This window comes from Mangrovibacterium sp., from assembly GCF_041596335.1.
Lineage (GTDB): Bacteria > Bacteroidota > Bacteroidia > Bacteroidales > Prolixibacteraceae > Mangrovibacterium.
The window spans coordinates 23,584-45,759 of record NZ_JBFHIT010000024.1 but is presented as its reverse complement, the minus strand read 5'-3'; the positions used below and the strand labels follow the sequence as shown (position 1 = coordinate 45,759).

At 44.4% G+C, this 22,176-nt stretch carries 20 protein-coding genes; 15 read left to right on the top strand and 5 right to left on the bottom strand.

What is annotated here, in order from left to right; translation table 11 throughout:
* Positions 1–119 precede the first annotated feature (119 nt).
* From ABZD21_RS10225 to ABZD21_RS10200, 6 genes are all read left to right on the top strand, one after another.
* Positions 120–941: a pseudouridine synthase gene (locus ABZD21_RS10225; RefSeq protein ID WP_372774883.1), complete on the top strand. Its 822-nt coding sequence runs from the start codon at positions 120–122 to the stop codon at positions 939–941.
* Positions 942–988: 47 nt separating this feature from the next.
* Positions 989–1,477, top strand: a complete 489-nt coding sequence (locus ABZD21_RS10220) for an RNA polymerase sigma factor (RefSeq protein ID WP_372774882.1) — start codon at positions 989–991, stop codon at positions 1,475–1,477.
* A gap of 1 nt (position 1,478) precedes the next feature.
* The gene (locus ABZD21_RS10215) at positions 1,479–2,135 is read left to right on the top strand and encodes a hypothetical protein (RefSeq protein WP_372774881.1); all 657 of its coding nucleotides are present in this window, start codon (positions 1,479–1,481) and stop codon (positions 2,133–2,135) included.
* Positions 2,136–2,396: 261 nt separating this feature from the next.
* Positions 2,397–3,281: a GTPase Era gene (era, locus tag ABZD21_RS10210; protein ID WP_372774880.1), complete on the top strand. Its 885-nt coding sequence runs from the start codon at positions 2,397–2,399 to the stop codon at positions 3,279–3,281.
* Positions 3,282–3,413: 132 nt separating this feature from the next.
* Positions 3,414–4,727: a ribosome biogenesis GTPase Der gene (gene der, locus ABZD21_RS10205; protein WP_372774879.1), complete on the top strand. Its 1,314-nt coding sequence runs from the start codon at positions 3,414–3,416 to the stop codon at positions 4,725–4,727.
* 362 nt (positions 4,728–5,089) lie between these two features.
* The gene (locus ABZD21_RS10200) at positions 5,090–6,688 is read left to right on the top strand and encodes a SulP family inorganic anion transporter (RefSeq protein ID WP_372774878.1); all 1,599 of its coding nucleotides are present in this window, start codon (positions 5,090–5,092) and stop codon (positions 6,686–6,688) included.
* Between the two features lie 86 nt (positions 6,689–6,774).
* Here the strand turns inward: ABZD21_RS10200 and ABZD21_RS10195 are convergent, their stop codons facing one another.
* On the bottom strand, positions 6,775–7,542 hold the full coding sequence (locus tag ABZD21_RS10195) for a TIGR00266 family protein (protein ID WP_372774877.1): 768 nt from the start codon (positions 7,540–7,542) through the stop codon (positions 6,775–6,777).
* Between the two features lie 322 nt (positions 7,543–7,864).
* On the opposite strand from ABZD21_RS10195, the gene ABZD21_RS10190 reads away from it, so the two are divergent.
* The 4 genes from ABZD21_RS10190 to ABZD21_RS10175 all read left to right on the top strand — a co-directional run bounded on the left by ABZD21_RS10190 (position 7,865) and on the right by ABZD21_RS10175 (position 10,532).
* Positions 7,865–8,569, top strand: a complete 705-nt coding sequence (locus tag ABZD21_RS10190) for a 3'-5' exonuclease (RefSeq protein ID WP_372774876.1) — start codon at positions 7,865–7,867, stop codon at positions 8,567–8,569.
* A 122-nt stretch (positions 8,570–8,691) separates the two neighbouring features.
* Entirely contained in the window at positions 8,692–9,108 is a 417-nt protein-coding gene (gene arfB / locus ABZD21_RS10185; RefSeq protein ID WP_372774875.1) for an alternative ribosome rescue aminoacyl-tRNA hydrolase ArfB, read from the top strand.
* Between the two features lie 4 nt (positions 9,109–9,112).
* Entirely contained in the window at positions 9,113–9,754 is a 642-nt protein-coding gene (locus tag ABZD21_RS10180) for a YiiX/YebB-like N1pC/P60 family cysteine hydrolase (protein ID WP_372774874.1), read from the top strand.
* Between the two features lie 118 nt (positions 9,755–9,872).
* Positions 9,873–10,532 carry a hypothetical protein gene (locus ABZD21_RS10175; RefSeq protein WP_372774873.1) on the top strand — a complete coding sequence of 220 codons (660 nt, stop codon included), beginning with the start codon at positions 9,873–9,875 and terminating at the stop codon, positions 10,530–10,532.
* Positions 10,533–10,546: 14 nt separating this feature from the next.
* Here the strand turns inward: ABZD21_RS10175 and ABZD21_RS10170 are convergent, their stop codons facing one another.
* The 3 genes from ABZD21_RS10170 to folK all read right to left on the bottom strand — a co-directional run bounded on the left by ABZD21_RS10170 (position 10,547) and on the right by folK (position 13,298).
* Positions 10,547–11,356 (bottom strand): hypothetical protein, encoded by an 810-nt coding sequence (locus tag ABZD21_RS10170; RefSeq protein WP_372774872.1) that lies wholly within the window; start codon positions 11,354–11,356, stop codon positions 10,547–10,549.
* A gap of 103 nt (positions 11,357–11,459) precedes the next feature.
* Positions 11,460–12,689 carry an LL-diaminopimelate aminotransferase gene (locus ABZD21_RS10165; protein ID WP_372774871.1) on the bottom strand — a complete coding sequence of 410 codons (1,230 nt, stop codon included), beginning with the start codon at positions 12,687–12,689 and terminating at the stop codon, positions 11,460–11,462.
* A gap of 120 nt (positions 12,690–12,809) precedes the next feature.
* Positions 12,810–13,298 carry a 2-amino-4-hydroxy-6-hydroxymethyldihydropteridine diphosphokinase gene (gene folK / locus ABZD21_RS10160; RefSeq protein ID WP_372774870.1) on the bottom strand — a complete coding sequence of 163 codons (489 nt, stop codon included), beginning with the start codon at positions 13,296–13,298 and terminating at the stop codon, positions 12,810–12,812.
* A 90-nt stretch (positions 13,299–13,388) separates the two neighbouring features.
* On the opposite strand from folK, the gene sppA reads away from it, so the two are divergent.
* From sppA to ABZD21_RS10135, 5 genes are all read left to right on the top strand, one after another.
* On the top strand, positions 13,389–15,155 hold the full coding sequence (gene sppA / locus ABZD21_RS10155) for a signal peptide peptidase SppA (RefSeq protein ID WP_372774869.1): 1,767 nt from the start codon (positions 13,389–13,391) through the stop codon (positions 15,153–15,155).
* 140 nt (positions 15,156–15,295) lie between these two features.
* A complete protein-coding gene (gene lpxK / locus ABZD21_RS10150) occupies positions 15,296–16,396 on the top strand; it encodes a tetraacyldisaccharide 4'-kinase (RefSeq protein WP_372774868.1) in 1,101 nt (366 codons plus the stop codon).
* Positions 16,344–17,156 carry a purine-nucleoside phosphorylase gene (locus tag ABZD21_RS10145; RefSeq protein ID WP_372774867.1) on the top strand — a complete coding sequence of 271 codons (813 nt, stop codon included), beginning with the start codon at positions 16,344–16,346 and terminating at the stop codon, positions 17,154–17,156. Before lpxK ends, ABZD21_RS10145 begins: the two co-directional genes overlap by 53 nt.
* A gap of 23 nt (positions 17,157–17,179) precedes the next feature.
* Positions 17,180–17,467, top strand: a complete 288-nt coding sequence (locus tag ABZD21_RS10140; protein ID WP_372774866.1) for a putative quinol monooxygenase — start codon at positions 17,180–17,182, stop codon at positions 17,465–17,467.
* A 55-nt stretch (positions 17,468–17,522) separates the two neighbouring features.
* The gene (locus tag ABZD21_RS10135) at positions 17,523–18,479 is read left to right on the top strand and encodes a pyridoxal-phosphate dependent enzyme (RefSeq protein WP_372774865.1); all 957 of its coding nucleotides are present in this window, start codon (positions 17,523–17,525) and stop codon (positions 18,477–18,479) included.
* Positions 18,480–18,505: 26 nt separating this feature from the next.
* Here the strand turns inward: ABZD21_RS10135 and ABZD21_RS10130 are convergent, their stop codons facing one another.
* Complete coding sequence (locus ABZD21_RS10130) at positions 18,506–22,171, bottom strand: PAS domain-containing sensor histidine kinase (protein ID WP_372774864.1); 3,666 nt, start codon at positions 22,169–22,171, stop codon at positions 18,506–18,508.
* Between the last annotated feature and the right edge of the window lie 5 nt (positions 22,172–22,176).

Below are 22,176 nucleotides of genomic sequence, written 5' to 3'. Positions count from 1 at the left end.
GACATGAGATTCTGACGCGACGAATTTTGAATTGCCCCACTATCAGTCATCTCTGATCGTTGGGCATCTCTTTTTTATTCGCATAAATTTCCGACCTTTGCCACAATTCAGAAGACGTTATGAGAAATATGAAAAATTCTACCGGAGACAAAAATTTCAGTCGGAAACCAAAACAGACTGAAAATCCGGATCAATCCGGAAAGAAGAAAATCACCGTTGTAAAAAAAGGTGAGGAGCAAATTCGGTTAAACCGATTTATTGCAAACTCGGGAATCTGCTCGCGCCGTGATGCCGATAAGCTGATCACCGATGGCGAAATTACCGTCAATGGCGAAGTGGTGACCGAGTTGGGAGCCAAAGTGAGCCGGAATGACCAGGTGAGCTATAAAGGTAAATTGCTTGATGTAGAGAAAAAAGTATACTTGCTGCTCAACAAACCCCGCGGATATGTGACTACACTCGATGATCCGCATGCTGAACATACGGTGATGGAGTTGGTCGATCATGCCTGTACTGAACGAATTTACCCGGTCGGACGTCTCGACAAGGAGACATCGGGGGTTTTGCTTTTTACCAACGATGGAGAATTAGCTAAGAAACTGACTCATCCGAGCTACGAAAAGAAAAAAATCTATCATGTTTTTCTGAATGTCGATTTTACTGAAGAACACCTCGAACAAGTGAAAAACGGTATCGAGCTTGAGGACGGTTTCATCAAAGCGGATTCAATCAGCTATGTAGATCCAGCCGACAAAAAGCAGGTGGGCATCGAAATTCATTCCGGTCGTAACCGGATTGTTCGACGGATTTTCGGGCACCTCGGATACAAAGTGGCACGACTCGATCGCGTTGTTTTTGCAGGCATGACCAAGAAAAATCTGCCACGCGGTAAATGGCGGTTCCTGAGCGAAAGAGAAATTGGTTTTCTTAAAATGAGCTAATAGCCGACATAAAATCATTTGGCTATTTCGAGACTAATTGTGCCGGGTTGGAAAAAGAATTTGTTAAAATAATCAACGAAAATCAAGGGATCATCCACAAGGTGTGTTCTGTGTATTGTGATTCAGAAGAAGATCGCCGCGACCTTTTTCAGGAAATTCTTGCCCAATTGTGGAAGTCGTTCGGATCGTTCCGCGAGGAATCGAAATTTACAACCTGGATGTACCGGGTGGCACTGAATACGGCCATTACCAGCTTCAAAAAAACAAAACGCCAGCCCGACCGAAATAGTTTAACAGTTGAACAGGTGCAGCTGGTACACGAGGAATACGACCCTGCCACCGACGAGCAGATGCGTTTGATGCATCAGGCTGTTGCTCGTTTAAGCGGAATTGAAAAATCCATTATCCTGCTATATCTCGAAAATAAAAGCTATGAAGAAATAGCCGAGATCACCGGTATAACCCAGAATTATGTGCGGGTTAAAATGAACCGGATTAAGCATAAGTTGAAGAAACAAATGAATAAGGAAGGCTAAAATGGAACTGGATCAACTCAAAAATACCTGGAACAAATATGCCGGAACCGATGTCAGCAAGCACCGGTTGGATGAGTCGGAGCTTCGTCGAATGCTGAAGCGAAAAGCGAATGGCCTGATTGACCGTATCAACCGCAATGTGCGAATCGGATTCGTGGTTATCGCGGCTTTGGTGCTGTTTTTTGTAATCGATGATCTATTCATAACTCCTAATATGGCCGGAGATGTAGCTGTTCCCGTTTGGATTTATCTTATTGATTGGTTGAACACTCTGTTCTTGTTGGGGACATTCCTGTATTTTTGGCTGCAATACAAACGTGTAAAAAGCGAGTATTCTCAAAGTAACGATATGCATCGCGTGCTAAGCTCTTCGGTAAAGTTGTTGCTTACTTATCGTCGCCTGTTTTACTGGTCGCTCAGTGTTTTGCTGCTCGCAATAGCCGTATCTGTTGTCGCAGGTTTTTTTGCTAACCCGAATTTGGGAAGCGAAGTTCTGTTCTCCGAACATAACCAAGCTGTTGTGTTACGAAGTTTTGCCATCCTGCTTGGCGTACTTGCCCTTATTTTTCTGATCTTTCATTGGGGATTCCGTCGCCTGTATGGCCGGTATATTGCCCAGCTCGAGGAGACATTGGCCGAGCTGGAAGAAATAGACTAAGCCGGAATCTTTTGCGGGGCGGAAACAAAATTCAGGCACAAATTTCACCAGAGATCAGCATTCCAATTTATTAATTATCTTTGCGCCGGATTTGAACCCGCATTATTTTGTTGATTTATAACTTGATGTGAACTGCGGGACGATCAAGGTCAGGATGAACGGCGACAATGTTCGCATTGTAACGTGCATCAGGAGTCGATAAAAAACAATAGAGGAGGAAATCACATTGGTTTCCGGATTAACTTATTCATTTAGAATTTAATGGCGCATAAATCAGGTTTTGTTAATATCATCGGGAACCCCAATGTTGGGAAATCTACGATCATGAATGCCCTTGTGGGCGAGCGTTTATCAATCATCACTAAAAAAATGCAAACAACCCGTCACCGGATCAAGGGAATTGTGAATGGTGAGGATTTTCAAATTGTGTATTCGGATACCCCCGGTATTCTGAAACCAAATTACAAGTTGCAGGAATCGATGATGAGCTTTGTGAATACCGCTCTGATTGACGCTGATGTGATTCTGTATGTGACCGATGTGGTGGAAAAAGCCGATAAAAACAGCGAGTATCTGGAGAAAATCCGGAAGTCGAATGCCCCGGTGATCGTGCTGATCAATAAAATCGACCTGTCTAATCAGGGCGAAGTGATGGAGATGTACGAGTACTGGAAAAATCTGTTGCCTGCTGCCGATGTGTTCGCGATCTCGGCAACCGAAAAATTCAATATCGCTCCAATTTTCGACCGCATTCTGGAATTGTTGCCCGAAGGCCCTGCCTATTTCGGGAAGGATGAACTAACCGATCGCAACGAGCGCTTTTTTGTAACCGAAATTATTCGCGAGAAAATTTTGCTTTACTACCAAAAAGAAGTTCCGTATTCGGTTGAGGTTGAGGTCGAAGAATTTAAAGAGGAAGCCAAATTGCTGAATTTGCGCTGTGTGATTCATGTGGCACGCGATAGCCAAAAAGGAATCATTATCGGACATCAGGGAAAGGCCTTGAAAAAGGTTGCTACCGAATCTCGTCTGGATCTGGAAGAGTTTTTTCAGAAAAAAATATTTATGGAATTGTATGTGAAGGTAACCAAAGACTGGCGCGATAAAGATCGCACGCTGGGTAACTTCGGGTACGGCAACCAGTAGGTGGTTTCCGGTTCCTGTGTTCAGTCTCAGCGGAGCGAACTTGGAATGTGAAACCCGGTAGTTGGAATTTTAATTTTAGAGGAGGGGAGCGGAATTACCCAAACCCCGGAACATATAGAAACAAAGAAAGCAATGAGCAATATTGTAGCAATAGTTGGAAGACCGAACGTCGGTAAATCAACCTTTTTTAATCGCCTGGTTGAAACGCGTCAGGCCATCGTAAACGAAACAGCAGGTGTAACGCGCGACCGTAATTATGGACAGGCGCAATGGAATGGAATCGAATTTTCGGTGATCGACACCGGAGGTTATGTTGTAAACTCAGATGATATTTTTGAGGGTGAAATCCGCAAACAAGTAGCATTGGCAATTGAAGAAGCTGATGTAATTGTCTTCACAGTAGATGTTGAAGGTGGAATAACCGATCTGGATCAAGCAGTTGCCGGGATTCTTCGCCGGGTGAAAAAGCCCGTTTTTCTGGCCGTAAATAAAGTGGATAACAATCAGCGTATCCTCGATGCGCAGGAGTTTTATGGCCTGGGATTAGGAGATAACTTATTCTGTATCTCGGGAATGAATGGTAGCGGAACCGGCGATTTGCTGGACGCTGTTGTCGCTTCTTTCCCAAAAAAGGAAAAAGAGATTGTTGAAGAAGGCATTCCTCGTTTTGCGGTTGTTGGCCGTCCGAATGTGGGGAAATCATCGTTCATTAACGCTCTGGTAGGTGTTGAGCGTAATATCGTGACTGACATTGCCGGTACAACCCGCGATGCCATCAATACCCGATACAACAAGTACGGGCACGATTTCTATTTGGTTGATACTGCCGGATTGCGTAAAAAAGCCAAAGTGAAAGAAGATGTCGAGTTTTACTCGGTGTTGCGTTCGGTTCGTACAATTGAAGAAGCCGATGTGTGTATGATCATGATTGATGCCACCCGTGGTGTTGAAGCACAGGATGTTAGCATCATCAACCTGGCGATTCGCAACAAAAAAGGTATTGTTCTGCTGGTCAACAAGTGGGACCTGATGGAAGACAAGGATAATTCGTCGGTAAATAAATTTACGGAACATATTCACGAGCGGATTGCTCCGTTTGTTGATGTTCCGATCATTTTCATGTCGGCACTTACCAAGCAGCGTATTTTCAAAGCGCTCGAGGTGGCGGTTGAGGTTTATCAGAGTAAATCGCAACGGATAAAAACATCGACTTTAAATGAAGTTCTTCTGCAGGCGATTGAGAAATATCCACCACCTTCATTAAAAGGTAAATACATCAAAATTAAATATGTAACGCAGCTGCCCAGCCCAACGCCATCGTTCGCGTTGTTTGCCAATTTGCCGCAATACATTAAAGATCCGTATAAACGGTACATCGAAAATCAGATTCGCGAGAATTTCAATTTCTCCGGAGTTCCAATTCAGGTTTTCTTTCGTAAAAAATAAGCTGATTGATCAGCCTCCCTTTGATCCGGTCTCGGCATGAGATCGGATTTTTTTTGTGTGAAATCGGTTCATACAAATCGATTTCGCGACCTCAACACTTCTGCGTCGGTGGTATTAAGACTTCATTAACATCCCAACCGGAAATATGCTGAAGGGCATATTTCGGATCAGAACGTCTATTTTTGTCGGCGGTATCAACTTTTTGTGTGCCGATAAATTATTCGATGAACTAAAGACACTGGAATCATTCAAAATAAACCCGAAAATGAGTGGTTTGGCGAGTTCCATTTTGCGTCGATAACTGGTAGCAGCGAAAGAAGGAAACACGAGAATTTTAAAAATTTAAATTGATATAGAGAACGATGAAATACAAATTTAATTTTATTGATAAATCCCAGGGGAGTGTAAAAGACGATATTCTATCGGGATTGACAGTTTCACTTGCCTTGGTGCCGGAGGCTGTTGCTTTTGCTTTTGTTGCCGGCATCTCGCCAATTATTGGCTTATATGGCGCTTTTATGATGGGCTTGGTAACCTCGATCTTAGGTGGTCGGCCGGGAATGATTTCCGGCGCAACAGGCGCTACAGCTGTCGTAATGGTGAGCCTTATTAAGCTCGGAAACGACATGGGCGCACCGGGCGATCAGTTGGGATTGCAATATTTGTTTGCCACGCTGTTGTTGGTTGGTGTCCTCCAAATGAGTGCCGGATTCCTACGGTTAGGGAAATTTATCCGCCTTGTTCCAGCCTCAGTGATGATGGGATTTGTGAATGGTTTGGCGATTGTGATTTTTCTCTCGCAACTAAACATGTTTAAGTCAGGCGGCGAGTGGTTAACCGGCGCTCCCCTTTGGACCATGTTGGCTTTGGTCGGAGGTACAATGCTAATCATGTTTGTACTGCCCAAAGTGAGTAAAGCGATTCCGGCTGCCTTGGTTGGAATTTTGGTGGTTTCGGCCGTAGTTATTTTTGGCGGAATAGAAACCCAAACGGTAAAAACGTTTATCGAGGCAGGTGGTGGAACCGGAATTAAAGCAGGCTTGCCGACTTTCAATATTCCGATGATTCCGTTGACTTTTGAAACCTTGAAATTCATATTTCCATACGCGGTGATTTTAGCTTCAGTCGGATTGATTGAGTCGCTGATGACGCTAAACCTGGTGGATGAGCTGACCGAAACACGCGGAAGTGGTAACCGCGAATGTGCCGCACAGGGAGCCGCTAACTTTGTGAATGGCTTGTTTGGTGGCATGGGCGGCTGTGCAATGATCGGTCAAAGTATCATCAACATCAAATCGGGTGGTCGGAACCGCTTGTCGGGTGTCGTTGCTTCGCTTTGTTTGCTGGCCTTCATTTTGTTCGCTTCAACTTATATTGAAATGATACCAATTGCCGCCCTGGTTGGTGTGATGTTTATGGTGGTAATCGGAACTTTTGCCTGGAACACCTTCCGGGTGATGGATAAAATTCCAGTTGCCGATTTAGTTGTCATCATTTTGGTAACAGCGCTTACCGTGATTTTTGATTTGGCAATAGCTGTTTTTGCCGGCGTAATTGTTTCAGCCCTGGTTTTTGCCTGGGAGAACGCGGTTCGCATTCGTTTTCGGGTGTCGGTTGATGAGCATGGCATCAAACACTATGTCGTTGTGGGACCGCTGTTTTTCGGCTCTACAACCTGGTTTAACCAGAATTTTGATGTTCAAAACGATCCGGATGAGGTAATTGTCGATTTTAAAGAATCGCGCATCATGGATCAGTCGGCTATCGAAGCCATCAATAAACTGGCAGAACGATATCAGAAAGAAGGAAAAACCATTCACTTGCGTCACCTCAGTAAAGACTGTATTCGCCTGGTTCGGAAAGCGGAAAAAATTTGCGATGTGAACATATTGGAAGATCCGAACTACTTTGTGGCGATTGACCACTATAATAAAAAACTGATCAGTCAGCAGGCTGAATAATGGTTGGTTGAAAGAATAGAAAAATCCCGATTTGTCGTAGGTGACAGATCGGGATTTTTTATTGTCGAGAGCGAGGTGTTGGCGTGTTAATCCTGCAAAAACTGATTGAGCAGGCCACCGGATTCTTTTCGTTGATTGCCTCCTCGTGGCGAAAGTTCGGCAATGAGTTTCCGGATGGGCATCGATTGCAACCACACTTTGCCGGTTCCGCGCAAGGTTGCCAGAAAAATACCTTCGCCGCCAAAAACCATAGAGCGCAAACCACCAGCCTGCTCAACACTAAAATCCACACTGGTTTCGTAGGCTACAATACAGCCGGTATCAACCCGCAAAACTTCATTGTTTAGCTGTCTTTCAATAACCGTTCCGCCGGCATGGATAAAAGCCTTTCCGTCGCCTGCCAATTGTTGCATAATAAAACCTTCGCCACCAAAAAAACCGGCTCCAAGCTTTTTATTGAAGGTGATAGAAATTTTAGTGCCCAGTGCCGCACATAGAAAAGCATCTTTCTGGACGATAATTCGTCCGCCCATTTTGGCCAGATCAATCGGAATGATTGTTCCCGGATATGGAGCCGAGAATGCGACATGCTTTTTGCCCCATCCCTGGTTGGCAAAATGGGTGAGAAAGAGCGACTCTCCGGTTATGAGACGCGAGCCGGCGGTCAGTATCTTATCGAAGAAACCGGCTCTGGGGTTGGAGCCATCGCCCAGTTTGGCCTCAAAACTAATTCCGTCTTCCATGTACAACATGGCTCCTGCCTCTGCAATAACGGTCTCGCCCGGATCTAATTCAACTTCTACCATTTGGACATCGTGCCCAATAATTTTGTAATCGATTTCGTGTGATTGCATATTTTTCAAGTGTTAACGTTTTCCAGTCGCTAATTTACAAAATCGCTGGCATGCAATGGCCTATTTTCGATAAATGGCGGATGACGAGAGGTAAAGGCTGGATATAGAAGGGGAAATGACTCGAATGTAATTGATTAACTAAAAGTGGATGGCGTCAAATTGCCGTTTAAACGGCTGCTGTGGCGGAAATGGGTTGTTAAACGTGGATTAAGGATAGCATAAATATCCTACGGAGCCGCTTTTATAATAAGGATGCTGGCGTATATTGTATCGAAATTCAATCTGTTTGTTCCCCCTAGTTTTTAACCAACGCACGCAGTATATGAACGAATTCGTTTTATTTATTGATACCGAGACCTCTGGTATGCCCACGCGATGGAATGCTCCAACAGCGAAAGTTGACGAGTGGCCCTATATCCTTCAGATTGCCTGGATTGTTTGTAAGAATAACGGGGAGCTTGTTTGTTCGCGCAATTTCTATATTAAGCAGGACGATAGCCTGTCAGCCGTGAAACCACTTGCTGCAAAGCGTATTTCGTCCGACGCCTTGAAGGAGAAAAAGGTGGAGCGGAAAGAGGTGTTGAATGTGCTTGCCGCTGATTTCGAGCTTTACGAGCCTTTAATTGTTGGCCATTTTCTGGAATTCGACAAGAAGATGATGGAAGTTGGTTTCACTCGGGCAGAAGTTCGGCAAAATTTTGAGCAACTACCGAAGTTTTGTACGATGATTAATTCCCGAAGAACGAAGGATATTTGGGGGAGCCATAAATTTATGCAGTTGAATGAGTTGTACGAATCATTGTTTAACCGTCCGATGGACGACAAGGATCAGGCGCGATCGAACGTTGAAGCTACAATGGCGGTTTTCTTCGAACTGGTGAGGTTGGGTAAAATCAACGATCGGACAATTAGCCAACAGGCGAAGTTTTCGCGTAGAAAGTGGGAATTACCACTACCGGTTGTCGTTATTTTGTCTGTTCTCATTTTTGCCGCGCTCGGTGTTTTATTCTGGTATTTCTTTTTGTAGGATGAAAAACATTCATCCTATCTGGATCCATCGATCGATCAGATTACTTTCATCCCAAATTGGATTGGTAACCGGAGGCCGGGTTTGGTATGGTCACGAATAATCACTTACCTTTACCGGCTATGACAATGGAGCCGATACATATTCCGGATTTGAGCAGTGAGATGGTCTTTCAAAGCTCGCGCAGCAGTGGCCCCGGCGGCCAAAACGTTAATAAAGTAAATTCGCGGGTTGAACTGCGTTTCGACCTGATCAATTCAAACTTGCTGAACGAACAACAAAAGACAATTCTACTGCGGAAATTGGCCTCGCGTGTCACAAATGACGGGATTTTGATTCTTGCCAGTCAGGAGGACCGAAGCCAATTGCGGAACAAAGAGTTGGTCGTGATCCGGTTTTACGAAATACTGCAACAAGCGTTGAAGCCGGTTCGGAAGAGACGGGCTACACGGCCTACCCGAGCATCGGTGGAACGACGGATTCAAGCCAAAAAGGTTCGGGCGCAACGAAAATCGTCACGAGGAAAAATTGATTTTTAAGTCCATGAAATTTGATTCGAAAGTTACAGGAACGCTTCTATGCGTTTTGCTGTTTTCCTGCACAATACAGAAGAAAGGGATACAGGTGAAATCAGGCGATCTGCTTTTTCAAGGTGCAGATTCAACAAGCCTTTCCGACGCCATCGATAAGGTGACTCAAACGTGCGACGACACCCATTTTTCACATGTTGGATTGGTTGAGGTGGCGGATGACGGACGCATTTTCGTTCTCCATGCCAATACTTATAGCGGAACTTGTCGTGTTAGTTTGCAGCAGTTTCTGGATGCGGAAGATGCTTCGGTGCAAACGGTCGTTTATCGGCTGAAAGAGCCCTGGCAAAAAACCATTCCTGCAGCCATTGCAGCAGCCAAAAAAATGTTGGATAGGCCCTACAATTTCAGTTATATATTGTCCGATTCCAGTCATTATTGTTCGGAGTTTGTTTTTAAAGCATTTGAGTCCGATAGCGTTTTCGAGCTCAATCCAATGACCTTTAAGGACCCGGAAACAAGTGATTTTTATCCGACATGGACTAATTACTATGCGAAAATGGGGATCGATGTGCCCGAGGGCGAGCCCGGTTGCAATCCGAACGGCATGGCCGTTTCGCCAAAGTTGGAGCGCATCGGTGTGCTTGCCTATTGATTAGTTTGATCGATGTTTATTTTGAAGAAATTCGGTTCCAATGTTGCGGTTGTCTTAAATCGAACCGGGTTATAGGGCTGAAATGCACTCAATTCGCTCTTTTTTTTAATTTGGGGAGATGAGATTGTTTGCCCTTCTTTACATTAGTTTAATTAGTTTTTCAGTTGCTGCGAATTCACCGGTTTCAGGCGATGGTATTGGTAACGACAGTATCGCCGCCAATTCGAATGACGTAGATACGACCTCATTTTTTGTTCCTTCAGATTTTAAAGAACAGGTCAGTATTGCTCTTTCCTATTACCCCGAGTTGAAAGGTAAAAAGCTCAGGTTTAAATTCAAGAATCAAAAAACAACCATGTCCTGTATTCCGCGATGGGATTTTATTTTTCGGAAGAAGGAAAACCGGACGTACCTGATTCGAATCGATAAGAAGCTACGGAATGGAAAAGGCATTTTGCTTGAAGATGTGCCGTTTAATGCGCAGGTTGGCGTCATAGGGCACGAGTTGGGGCATGTGGTCGACTACGAAAGTAAAACCGCATTTGGGGTGATCGGTACCGGGTTTGGCTATTTGTTTCCGAAATACCGTCGGGAATTGGAGCACTTTGTTGATGAAATTAGCATCTACCACGGGTTGGGACATCAGTTGGCTTCGTTTTCCGACTATGTTTTTCATCAGTCACAAGCCTCAGAGAAATACCTTCGCTACAAACGGAAATACTATTTTCAACCCGAACAAATTCAAAGTTTGATGCGCGGATCAGAACGGCCGAAATAATGATTCGTTGGCTATTACTGGTTTTCCTGTTGATATAAATCGTATTGTTTCAGAATGGCTTCGCGGACATCGTACTCGCGTGAATGTGTGGACAGAACATTTTTCTGATTGAAATAGATCATAAATGTGTCGGCTTCAGCATTGTTTAAGCCGGTGAGGTGCATCACAACTTCTTTGTTGTAGTATTGCGACAAACGTTGCCATTGTGCATCACTAATCATGGCAGCCCGAACTTCGCGTTTTTCTTTTTCCCGGCTGCTTAAATGATATTGCAGAAACGAGGCCGGAGAGAATATTGCCGCAAGTACAGACGGTTTTTTATCGAACGCGTCGCCCCGCAGTTCCGGAGCAATATCTGATGGTTTTCCGGTACTCACGCCATCCATATTCACTTTTCTGCCTTCACCTGTTACTTCCACTTCGCCAATCGCAATGCGCAGCGGACGGGCATAAATGGTTAGAACGCTGTCTTCGGGATGAAATGGCGGAATGTGCACATATTCCTTCATGTAGCCCATGGCCGAAATTGCCAGACTGTCAACGTTCAGAATTTCCATCGAAAAATAGCCTTGCATGTTGGTTGTTGTTCCTCCTCGGGTTCGCAGGTTAACAATGTGCGCGTAGCCAACCGGCGATCCATCGTCCTTATCAACCAAGCGGGCTTTCAGGAATATCAAAACAGGGTCGATCAGGTCGTCCTGAGCTTTTGAGGCCTGAGGCAATCCGATTAATAAGAGGAGTATTAAACTAAAAGCGATTCGCATAGAGCACAAAAATAGGTATTTCAGCACGTGTTTTACCGGACAAGAACCGTGCCCGCCCATATTTAACAAGATTTAATAGAATCCGGCCAATTTGTTGGATCAGGGCTAAAAAAATAAACCCCGGCAAAAGGCCGGGGTTCATCGAAGTTTATATGACTTTGTATTAGCTCAAGTTTTTGATGCGTTCCATTGCTTCAACCACTTTTTCGCGGTCGGCAAATGCCGAAAAGCGGAAATAGCCTTCGCCGGCTGGTCCGAAACCGGAACCCGGTGTTCCAACCACGTTTGCTTCGTTAAGTACTTTGTCGAAGAAATCCCATGATTTCATCTTGTTTTTGGTTTTCACCCAAATGTAAGGAGCATTTACGCCACCAAACACGTCGTAACCAACAGCAGCCAGACTTTCGCGCATGATGCGTGCGTTTTCCATGTAGTAGGAAACAACCTCATTCACTTCTTTTTGTCCTTCGGCCGAGTAAACCGCAGCAGCCGCTTTTTGAACCGGATACGAAACACCATTGAACTTTGTGGTGTGACGACGAAGCCACAGCTTTTTCACCGAGTGCGCATTGCCTTCGCTGTCGTAGGCTTTCAATTCTTCTGGAATAACGGTAAAAGCACAGCGGGTTCCGGTAAATCCGGCTGTTTTGGAGAAACTGCGAAACTCGATCGCAACTTCTTTCGCACCTTCAATTTCGTAGATCGAACGCGGGATGCCAGCTTCAGTGATGAATGCTTCGTAAGCAGCATCGAACAGGATGATGCTTTTGTTGTCTTTGGCATATTTCACCCATTTTGCAAGTTCTTCCTTGCTGGCAACAGTTCCGGTTGGGTTGTTCGGATAACACAGGAAAATCAAATCAGGACGTTCGGTTGGTAATTCCGGAATAAATCCGTTGGCATCGGTACAAGGCATGTAAACAATACCCGAGTAGTAACCGTTGGCAGCGCATTCGCCGGTTTTTCCGCTCATCACGGTTGTGTCGGCATAAACCGGATAAACCGGATCGCAAATGGCTATTTTGTTACTGCTGCCGAAAATCTCCTGAATGTTTCCGGTGTCGCACTTCGAGCCATCAGAAACAATGATGTCGTCGGCTGCGATATCGATTCCGTTCGCCTGGTAAGCGTTTTTCGCAATTGCTTCGCGCAGGAAATCGTAGCCTTGTTCAGGGCCATAACCTTTAAAGCTACTTGCCTTGCCCATTTCTTCAACAGCTTCGTGAAAGGCTTTGAGCACGGTCGGAGTCAATGGTTGAGTTACGTCGCCGATTCCCATGCGGATCACTTTTTTATCCGGGTTGGCATCGGTAAATTCTTTCACACGACGGCCGATTTCCGGGAACAAATAGCCGGCTTTCAGCTTCAAATAGTTTTCGTTAATTAATGCCATTTATTTTTTGTTTTTATAATGAATTTCTTTTTGATCGTTCATCGCTCGATTTGCGAGCACAAAGTTACAAATCGGCGCGTAAAAGAAAAATAAGCAGCCCAAAATTGGCTCGTCGAAAGTCTAATCAATCAAACGTTTAACAGAAAGCTGATCGTGACACTCATTTACAAGCTTATTGATGCTTTTCTTGAACACCGGATGGATAAAGTTGCCTGCGACTTCGGCCAGCGGCTCGAGCACAAAACGGCGGTCGATCATTCTTGGATGAGGTAGCTCCAGGGCGGGTTCGTTCAACACTAATTCGTCGTAAAAGAGCAGGTCAATATCAATCAATCGCGATGCATATCGGGCCGCATGACGTATGCGTCCCAGTTCCAGCTCAATAGCTTTGGTGTGTTTCAATACGTCGGTCGCACTCAGTGAAGTGTTAATCACCAGCACCTGATTCCAGAACAGGTCGTCAGATTCGAAGCCCCAGGGTTCAGTTTCATAGATCGAGGATTGTTGCACAAGCGAACCCAGTTCTTCCTCCAGTCTTTTTCGCGCAGTAGCGAATATTTGTGTTTTATCCCCCAGATTTCCTCCCAACAATAAAAAAAGCTTCGCCATCTTATAAACAAAATGTAATGAAATTAGTAAATTCGTGTCTTATTGATAAAGAGCCACAAAGCTACAAACACAAAATTATAAATCACCACAATGAAAGAATTTTTAAAGTACACCCTGGCAACGGTTGTTGGAATTATCTTGGCATCAATCGTTGGCATCTTCCTCTTAATTGGAGTTTTTTCGGCCATCATGTCGCTTTCCGACAAGCCGGTAGTTGTTAAGGATAATTCGGTTTTGATACTGGATTTCAAAAAGCAAATTATTGAACGCGCTGCGGATAATCCGTTCGACGACCTTGATCTTCCCGGAATTAAAATGAGTGGAGAGATGGGTCTTGATGCAATTCTCGAATGCATTGATAAGGCTAAAACCGATGATAAAATTAAAGGGATTTATCTGAATCCAATTGATTTGAAAACAGGGATGGCTACCGTTGAAGAAATTCGCAATGCTCTGATTGACTTTAAAGAGTCTGGGAAATTTGTGGTTGCTTATGGCGATGTTTTTTCACAAAAAGCCTATTATTTGGTATCGGTTGCCGATCAATTAGTGCTAAATCCTCAAGGAATGATTGAGTTGAAGGGACTGAGCTCAACCCGTACATTCTACAAAAACGCGTTGGAGAAACTAGGGGTCGAAATTCAGATTGTTCGTCATGGCAAATTTAAGGCGGCTGTTGAGCCATTTATATTAGAAAAAATGAGCCCGGAAAACCGGCTGCAGACACAGACTTATTTGAGTAGTATTTGGGGGCAAATGGTTGCTGCTATTGCCGAGTCGAGAGAAATGACTCCCGAAGCGGTTAATCTGCTGGCCGATTCAGTGACCTTCTTTTTACCGGCAAATGAATTGGTTGACGCAGGTGTTGTTGATACGCTGATGTATAAAGATGAACTGATAAACACACTAAAAGCTTTAACCGGAACGGATGAGAAGGACGATGTGCCGGCGATCGGAGTTGAGAAATACTCGAAGGCTCCGGGCAAAACCAGCGGCAAGGGTTTGATTCGTGATAAAATCGCTGTTATCTATGCTGAAGGGGAGATTGATGGTACATCGTCTGAAGGTATTGAATCGGAGTCGCTTTCCAGAACAATTCGTGAAGCACGTCGCGACTCGTCGATTAAAGCCATTGTGTTGCGTGTCAATTCACCCGGTGGTAGTGCATATGGATCGGAGGTGATCTGGCGCGAAGTAAAATTGGCGGCCGAAGCCAAGCCAACTGTGGTTTCAATGGGCGACGTGGCTGCATCGGGTGGCTATTACATTGCTGCTGCAGCCGATACCATTTTGGCCGACCGCACCACAATCACCGGTTCAATCGGTATTTTCGGAATGATTCCGAACGCTGCTGAACTACTGAACGATAAACTCGGAATTACAGAGGATGTGGTGTCTACCAATGAGAATTCTGATCTGCTTTCAATAACCCGCCCGATGACAAAATTCGAACGCAATAAGCTTCAAAATTATATTGAAAGGGGCTACGATACATTTATTAGTCGAGTTGCTGAGGGGCGCGGAATGACAAAAGAGCAGGTTGATGAAGTTGGTCAGGGACGAGTTTGGGCTGCTGAAAATGCGAAAGAGCTTGGCTTGGTTGACCTTTATGGCGGCGTAGATGAAGCGGTAAGAATTGCAGCAGAAATGTGTGGACTGGAAGAATATCGGGTGAGTAAATTGCCAAAACTGAAAGATCCGTTTGAAGAGCTGATTAAAGGATTCTCTGGCGATGCCAAAATGTTTTTCATGAAAAATGAACTGGGAGACCAGTACAAACATTACGAACAGTTGAAGAATGTTGTTTCGACCAGAGGAATCATGGCGCGAATGCCATTTGATGTTACTTTTGAGTAAAATAGTTGGATCGATCTCTCGGTTAAATCGTATTCAACGAGGTGATTAGAATAATAAAAAACAATAAAAAGAAGTTACCTCTCCCGGTAGCTTCTTTTTATTAAGCCGATTTTGGTAACTTCGTCGGGCAAATCCCGATTATGTTGAAAATACTTTTATACCCGCTCTCTCTCATTTACGGATTGGTCGTATACATCCGTAATATGCTCTACGATTCGAAGATATTCAAGTCGACTGAATTTGAAATTCCGGTGATCTCAATTGGTAATATAACGGTTGGAGGTACCGGTAAAACGCCTCATACCGAATATTTGGTCAATCTTTTGAAAAAGCATGCGAACGTGGCGACACTAAGTCGCGGATACAAACGGAAAACCAAAGGATTTTTTCTGGTTCAGGAAACTTCGAATGTGGAAAATGTGGGCGATGAACCCCTGCAGATCAAAAAAAAGTTTCCGGATGTTACTGTTGCGGTTGATGAAAATCGCGTTCGCGGAATTGAAAAGTTACTGGAAGACCAGTCGCAGTCGTTCGATGCGATCCTGCTCGATGATGCCTTTCAGCATCGGAAGGTGACACCGGGCATCAACATTTTGTTGATCGACTACAACCGTCCAATCGAAGAAGATCATCTTTTACCTCTTGGCCGGTTGCGCGAACGTTGTTACCAGCGGCGGCGTGCCAATGTAATTATTTACACCAAGTGCCCCGACGAAATTACACCGATCACCCGGCGCATTATCATGAAGAATGTGAATCTGCGGCCCTATCAGTCGCTGTATTTTACAACGATGGTTTATGGTACGCCGCAGGCTGTTTTTCCGGAATTGGCAACTCAAACCCCGGTTTTTGCAACTGAAGGAGAGAAACCTGCAGTAATTATGCTCGCTGGTATTGCCAACCCGTCTCAGTTTCGGAGTTATCTGGAGGCAAGCACTCAATTGGTTGATGAGCTGGTTTTTAAAGATCATCACAATTTCACGAGTCGCGACTTTAAACAGATCGGGAAGGTCTTTGAGCAGTGGAAATCCAAACAGGCATTTATTCTTACAACTGAAAAAGATGCCGTTCGTTTGCGATTTGCAAGTGGCCTTAGCGATGAATTGAAGGCGCGCCTGTTTTATGTTCCTTTACAAATTAAGTTCCTCGACAGCGAGGGCAAAAGTTTCAATAAGAAAATAGTAGGCTATGTTAAAGACAATAGAAGTAACCGCAAATTACATCAGCAAAATAATTGGTAATCAACCCGAAATCGGAATCATCCTTGGTTCGGGGCTTGGCGGATTGGTTAACGAAATAGCAATTGAAAAGGAGATTCCTTATCGAGAAATCCCCAATTTCCCGGTGTCGACTGTCGAAGGGCACAACGGTCATTTAATTTCAGGAACTCTCGGAGGTAAAAAGGTACTGGCCATGCAGGGACGTTTTCATTATTACGAAGGCTACAACATGAAAGAGGTAACCTTTCCGGTTCGGGTAATGAAAAAGCTGGGAATCAACTACCTGTTTGTGTCGAATGCCACCGGTGGATTGAATCCCGATTTTAAAATTGGCGACCTGATGATTATCAACGACCACATCAACATGTTTCCCGACCATCCGTTGCATGGCAAAAACATCAATGAGCTGGGGCCGCGCTTTCCGGATATGAGTCAGGCCTACTGCAAAGAACTGCGGCAGAAAGCCAAATTCATCGCTCTAAAAAATAAAATTGAAATTAAAGAAGGTGTTTATGTGGGCGTTCAGGGACCAACGTTTGAAACGCCGGCTGAGTACAAAATGTTTCGGATTTTGGGTGGCGATGTTGTCGGCATGTCAACTGTTCCCGAAGTGATTGTTGCGAGGCAAATGGAGATGAAGGTATTCGGCATTTCAATTGTTACCGATAGTGGCGTACCCGGCGAGATTGTTGAAATCTCCCACGAGGAAGTTCAGGCAGTCGCAATGCGATCGGAGCCTCAGATGACTCTGATCCTGAAGCAGTTGATTGAAGAGATTTAAATGATCAATAATAGCTGAATCAGATGATTAATGTAATAGCAACCTTCGCTGTTCTCAAAGAGCAAACAGATTGTTTCCTGGAATTGGCAGAAGAATTAGTAAACGAAACGGTAAAAGAAGCCGGATGCATTGAATATGAACTGATCCGGGATCAAGACAGTCGGTCTGTTTTTATAATGGTTGAGAAGTGGGAAAGCAAAGAACACCTGGATAGCCATTCTAACTCGGATCATTTCCGGCGGATTATTCCTCAGATTAGCAAGCTCGTAGAACAAGAGATTACAGTAAGAGTTTGTAACAAAGTATTTTAAATTGAGAAATTAGTTTGCCAATGAGTGTCGGCATTCCTTCGTTTAAAGTTGAAAAATGAGAGCACCCAAATTTGCAGATATCGAGCAGGCTCACGAGCGCATTCGCTCATCGGTTCATCGTACACCGGTTTTGAGCTCATCAACATTGAACCGAATTTTGAATTGCGAGTTGCATTTTAAATGCGAAAACCTACAGAAGGTCGGTGCTTTCAAGTTTCGGGGAGCCTGCAATGCCGTTCTTTTGTTGACTGACGAAGAGGCCGCCAGAGGTGTTTGCACACACTCGTCCGGAAATCATGCTGCTGCCTTGGCTTTGGCGGCTGCTATGCGGGGAATTCCGGCCTATATCGTGATGCCGCGTACAGCCCCCGAGATTAAAAAGCAGGCTGTAGCGGGTTATGGCGGCCAGATAACTTTTTGTGAACCAACGCTTGAAGCCAGGGAGAATACCTTAGCAAAGATTGCAGCCGAAACCGGGGCGACGGAAATTCACCCGTATCATAATTTCGATGTAATCTGCGGGCAGGGCACAGCAGCGAAGGAGTTGATTGAAGATGCCGGGCCATTTGATGTAATTTTGTGCCCGGTTGGAGGCGGTGGCTTGCTCAGCGGAACCGCAATAGCCACTCGGGCCATGAATCCAAGTGCGTTGGTGGTTGCTGCAGAACCGGCCGGAGCCGACGATGCGTGCCGATCATTTCACCAGAAAAAGCTTATTCCTTCTGTTAACCCCAAAACCATTGCCGACGGCCTGCTTACATCGGTTGGGGAGCTAAATTTCCGAATCATTCAACGCACAACAGATGAAATAGTGACCGTTTCGGAACGGGGAATCGTTCGTGCCATGCGTTTGATCTGGGAGCGGATGAAAATTATTGTAGAGCCCTCATCTGCTGTTCCGCTGGCTGCTATTCTCGAAAATAAACTGGATGTTCGTGGCAAAAAAGTGGGCATTATTTTGAGTGGCGGAAACGTCGACCTCGAAAAGTTACCCTTTCACGAGTTTGTATAATCGGTCGACGTTCGTTCGACTGTCATCTAACTTTCATCAATATACAACGGAAGTTTTATGTAGAAGGTAGTGCCTTTGTTTAGTTCGGTGTCAAACCAAATCTCGCCATTCGACGACTCAACGATTTTTTTAACAATTGCCAATCCCAACCCCATGCCACTGGTTTTTGTGGTAAAGTTGGGTTGAAAAAGATGCATCCTGACTTCATCTGGAATACCACTCCCATTGTCGGTTACAGACAGGGTTGTGTCGGTTTTATCATGGGTTAAGCGTATGGAAACAAGTCCTTGGTCGTCGGATGGAATCGACTGAATTGCATTCTTGATCAGGTTGATGATTGCACGTGAGATCTGCTCTTTGTCGGCAAAAACCAGAATTTCCGGATGACTGTCGAGTTCCAGTTCAAATTTCACTTGTTTGGTTGGGTTGAATAGCTCAACAACTTGTTGAAGACGATCGGTTAAATTGAAAATTTCGTTTTTGGCATTGGGCATTTTCGCGAAGTTCGAGAACTCCGTAGCAATATCGGATAGGGTGTCGATTTGCTCAATCAACGTGCGCGTTACCCGTTCAAAAATTTCATCATATTGTTCGCTGTTGGCTTGCTTGGCTCGTTGCAAGTGCTGAATGTGAAGTTTCATCGGTGTGAGCGGGTTTTTAATTTCGTGGGCGATCTGCTTGGCCATTTCGCGCCAGGCCATTTCGCGCTGGGTGCGAGCCAGCATATCGGCACTGTCTGACAATTCCTCTACTTTTCGGTTGTACTCGCGCACTAAAGCGCCAATTTCATCGTCTGCGTTGTAGCTAATCTGTTCATTTTGCTTGTCTAATTGCATTCCTTTTAAACGTTCGCGAATTAAAGTCAGCGGACGAGTAATCTGATTGGCCAATAGAAGCGCTACAATCACACTAATAAAAAACAGCAACACATAGAGGTTGATAAAAGCGACGATAAAAGTTGTTACTTCCTGTCGAAGTTCATCGCCCCGGGTAAAATACGGCAGGTTGATAAAGCCAAGGTATTCGCCCCGATTATTGATAATAGGCTCGTAAATCGACAAAAAAGAAAGGTTCCCGATTTCTTCGGGCTGAATGATGCTGATCTGATAGTTCTCAGTTAATTCGTAAAAGGCCTGTGCATTCATTCGTGTTGAAATGATACCCCGATTAAAAACTTCGGGACGCGAGGAGGCAATCAATTCACCGTTGAAACTATAAATGTTGATGTCGGTTCGGAAAATATTCGACAAATCACCTAAATCCTGCCACAGCCAATCTAAAATTTCGGGGGTGAAAGTGTCAACATCTTTCAACCGAAGGTTAATTTCCTCGGCAATCGATTTCATTTTTTCATTCAAATCGTACTGGTGTTTGTTATCGTACTCCCTCAGATTGTAGTAGATTGTTCCGGAAGCGATCAGCAAAAGCGAGAAAAGTACAATCGCGATAATGGATGCTTGAATTCGAAATTTCAAATCGTAAACCAACGCCTGTGTGCGATAGTTGGCATTCCCAATAATGACGATCAGCAGAATGAAAACAAAATAAAATACAAACAGGTATGGGAACGAAATCAGGTACTCGAGAAAACCGAACGACTTGGTGCTCACGATAATGAAATTGTCGTCGCCAAGGCAGTAAATCAAATGGTCGTATCCATCCCAGCTTTTCTTGATCATCAGGCCGGGCGACGACTTTCCGATTTGATAGGTGTTGATATAATAATTGTATTGGTAGTCGCCACGGAGATGAACCAATTCATTCTTGTAATATTTCGCGTACGAAAAATTCCGGTATCGAGCTGGTTCCTGCAGGCTTTTGTCGAGCAATAGTTCCGGAAAGCCAACACCTTCAGGAATTAACCTGGATTTTAGCTCAATGAAAATCGACAGGCCCAATGGGTTTGTATCCAGCGGATAAGTGAATCGACCAAAATAAGAAATTCGGCCATTCATGTTATCCATGTAGTAAAAGTTCGTTCCCGGAATTCCGTTTCCGGTTTCCTCAATCATCTGCTCAAAAAACGGAAAACAAGGAACCAAATGATTGTCCGGCTGCACCAACAAACTGTCTCCACTATCACAAATCGTGATCCAGCTGTCATATTTCTTGAAATAGCCGCTAAAATAATTTCGGTTTGCGTAGTCTTCCAGTCGCTCTAAATCGTTGTTCGAAAGCAGGATCGGGATGATGGTGTCCACACTTATCTTTTGCTGCATTTCTTTTAGGAAGACTTCCGCGGCAGGGTCGTGTTCGGAGTACAAAGTGATCGCCATTAGTTCCTGTACCTGTTGCCGCCTGACATTGTTATTCGATTGGATGATGATGAGCGAAAAGAACGTATAGAGCGAAACGAAATAAATGATGAACGAAAGTGAAACACGCTTAAGCTGAGTCTTTTGCAAAACAAATACCGATAGATTAGTAATCAGGTAAAGTGTGAGAATGTATAGTTTTGTGTCTTTAACGAGGACGCATAGTGGTAGAAAAATGACAATTAGGCTCAGATGAGCATAGTAAAAGATACGTCGGTTGATAAACTTTTCGCTGCTTTCAACCACCTTCAGGTTGATCATAAAAGCCGAAAAAAACAGAAGGGCGATAACCACATAACCAATGATGCTGTATTCATTAATATCATCGATTCGATTTAGTTGGAACGAAAAGCTGGAGTTTCGGATTAGGTTTGTAATGAGGAAGTTAATTGCCAGGTAGAAAAGCGCGACAAAGCAGAAAGCCGCAATCAGTTCGTAACGTTTCTTTGGTTTCGAAAGCACGAAATCCTTGGCGAAATTGAAGCTCCAGAAAAAGATCAGGACGGTTAGCAATAACAAATCGCCCAAGGAGGGCAGCCAGCTTGAGTAAGCATAAAGCGATGGCCCGAATAGCTCGAAGGTGTCGCAGAAAGCCGGTATTTTAAAGAGAATTCGAAACCAGTAAAGGCAAAACAACGCCAGAGCCAGTCCGGAAACACGGATGATAAAATGTTCGTGCTTTTGGCGTTTGAAAACCAGCCGGGTAAAAATGAGAAGGAAAAGCAATGCCAGTGCATAGAAAATTGATGGCCAAATCAGATTGTCTGTCTGAGCTGAGCCTCCATTTCCGGGAACCAGGGAGAATAAAAACCGGCCATCTCGGGCGTGTATCGGAACGCCAACGGGTGTGTCAAAATTCTTTATCAAATAGTTCGCAGGGACATCAAAGTCTTTGGTGAATTTATTCTCGATGAATTCATTTTCAATCGAATAGTTGTGTTTTAGGTGGATTAAGCCATAAATGGAATAAGGAACTGCTTCGCGAACTTCGAGATAGAATATTCCGTTGGGAATTGTAATAATCCGCGATTGGCTGCTGCCGTTGAGGATGCCTGAAAATGAAAAGTGGTTTCCCGACCAAAAAATAAGTTCTTCGGGATTGGCAATCATAAATCCGAGGCCTTGCTCGTTGTACAGCGGAATTAGCTCATTAAAGTGATTCTGGAAATTGCCGTCGAAATCGGGCGATTCAACTGTTTCTGAAATCGCATCGAGATGGTTTTGAAGATCCTGCAACTTTTCCTGAAATACTCGCTCGAACTGTTTCTCCAGAACACTGTCGTGATCCTTTTGAAACGCGATGCTTTCGGTCAGAACTCCAAATAGTATGAGGATGAACGATAATACTAAGAACGCATAATGTTTCAGAATCTTCATGGTCG

Bases quoted from the DNA above. Each gene is read 5' to 3' on its own strand.
- ABZD21_RS10225 (WP_372774883.1), top strand. From the start codon at position 120: ATGAGAAATATGAAAAATTCTACCGGAGACAAAAATTTCAGTCGGAAA.
- ABZD21_RS10215 (WP_372774881.1), top strand. From the start codon at position 1,479: ATGGAACTGGATCAACTCAAAAATACCTGGAACAAATATGCCGGAACC.
- era (WP_372774880.1), top strand. From the start codon at position 2,397: ATGGCGCATAAATCAGGTTTTGTTAATATCATCGGGAACCCCAATGTT.
- der (WP_372774879.1), top strand. From the start codon at position 3,414: ATGAGCAATATTGTAGCAATAGTTGGAAGACCGAACGTCGGTAAATCA.
- ABZD21_RS10200 (WP_372774878.1), top strand. From the start codon at position 5,090: ATGAAATACAAATTTAATTTTATTGATAAATCCCAGGGGAGTGTAAAA.
- ABZD21_RS10195 (WP_372774877.1), bottom strand. From the start codon at position 7,542: ATGCAATCACACGAAATCGATTACAAAATTATTGGGCACGATGTCCAA.
- ABZD21_RS10190 (WP_372774876.1), top strand. From the start codon at position 7,865: ATGAACGAATTCGTTTTATTTATTGATACCGAGACCTCTGGTATGCCC.
- arfB (WP_372774875.1), top strand. From the start codon at position 8,692: ATGACAATGGAGCCGATACATATTCCGGATTTGAGCAGTGAGATGGTC.
- ABZD21_RS10180 (WP_372774874.1), top strand. From the start codon at position 9,113: ATGAAATTTGATTCGAAAGTTACAGGAACGCTTCTATGCGTTTTGCTG.
- ABZD21_RS10175 (WP_372774873.1), top strand. From the start codon at position 9,873: ATGAGATTGTTTGCCCTTCTTTACATTAGTTTAATTAGTTTTTCAGTT.
- ABZD21_RS10170 (WP_372774872.1), bottom strand. From the start codon at position 11,356: ATGGGCGGGCACGGTTCTTGTCCGGTAAAACACGTGCTGAAATACCTA.
- ABZD21_RS10165 (WP_372774871.1), bottom strand. From the start codon at position 12,689: ATGGCATTAATTAACGAAAACTATTTGAAGCTGAAAGCCGGCTATTTG.
- folK (WP_372774870.1), bottom strand. From the start codon at position 13,298: ATGGCGAAGCTTTTTTTATTGTTGGGAGGAAATCTGGGGGATAAAACA.
- sppA (WP_372774869.1), top strand. From the start codon at position 13,389: ATGAAAGAATTTTTAAAGTACACCCTGGCAACGGTTGTTGGAATTATC.
- lpxK (WP_372774868.1), top strand. From the start codon at position 15,296: ATGTTGAAAATACTTTTATACCCGCTCTCTCTCATTTACGGATTGGTC.
- ABZD21_RS10145 (WP_372774867.1), top strand. From the start codon at position 16,344: ATGTTAAAGACAATAGAAGTAACCGCAAATTACATCAGCAAAATAATT.
- ABZD21_RS10140 (WP_372774866.1), top strand. From the start codon at position 17,180: ATGATTAATGTAATAGCAACCTTCGCTGTTCTCAAAGAGCAAACAGAT.
- ABZD21_RS10135 (WP_372774865.1), top strand. From the start codon at position 17,523: ATGAGAGCACCCAAATTTGCAGATATCGAGCAGGCTCACGAGCGCATT.
- ABZD21_RS10130 (WP_372774864.1), bottom strand. From the start codon at position 22,171: ATGAAGATTCTGAAACATTATGCGTTCTTAGTATTATCGTTCATCCTC.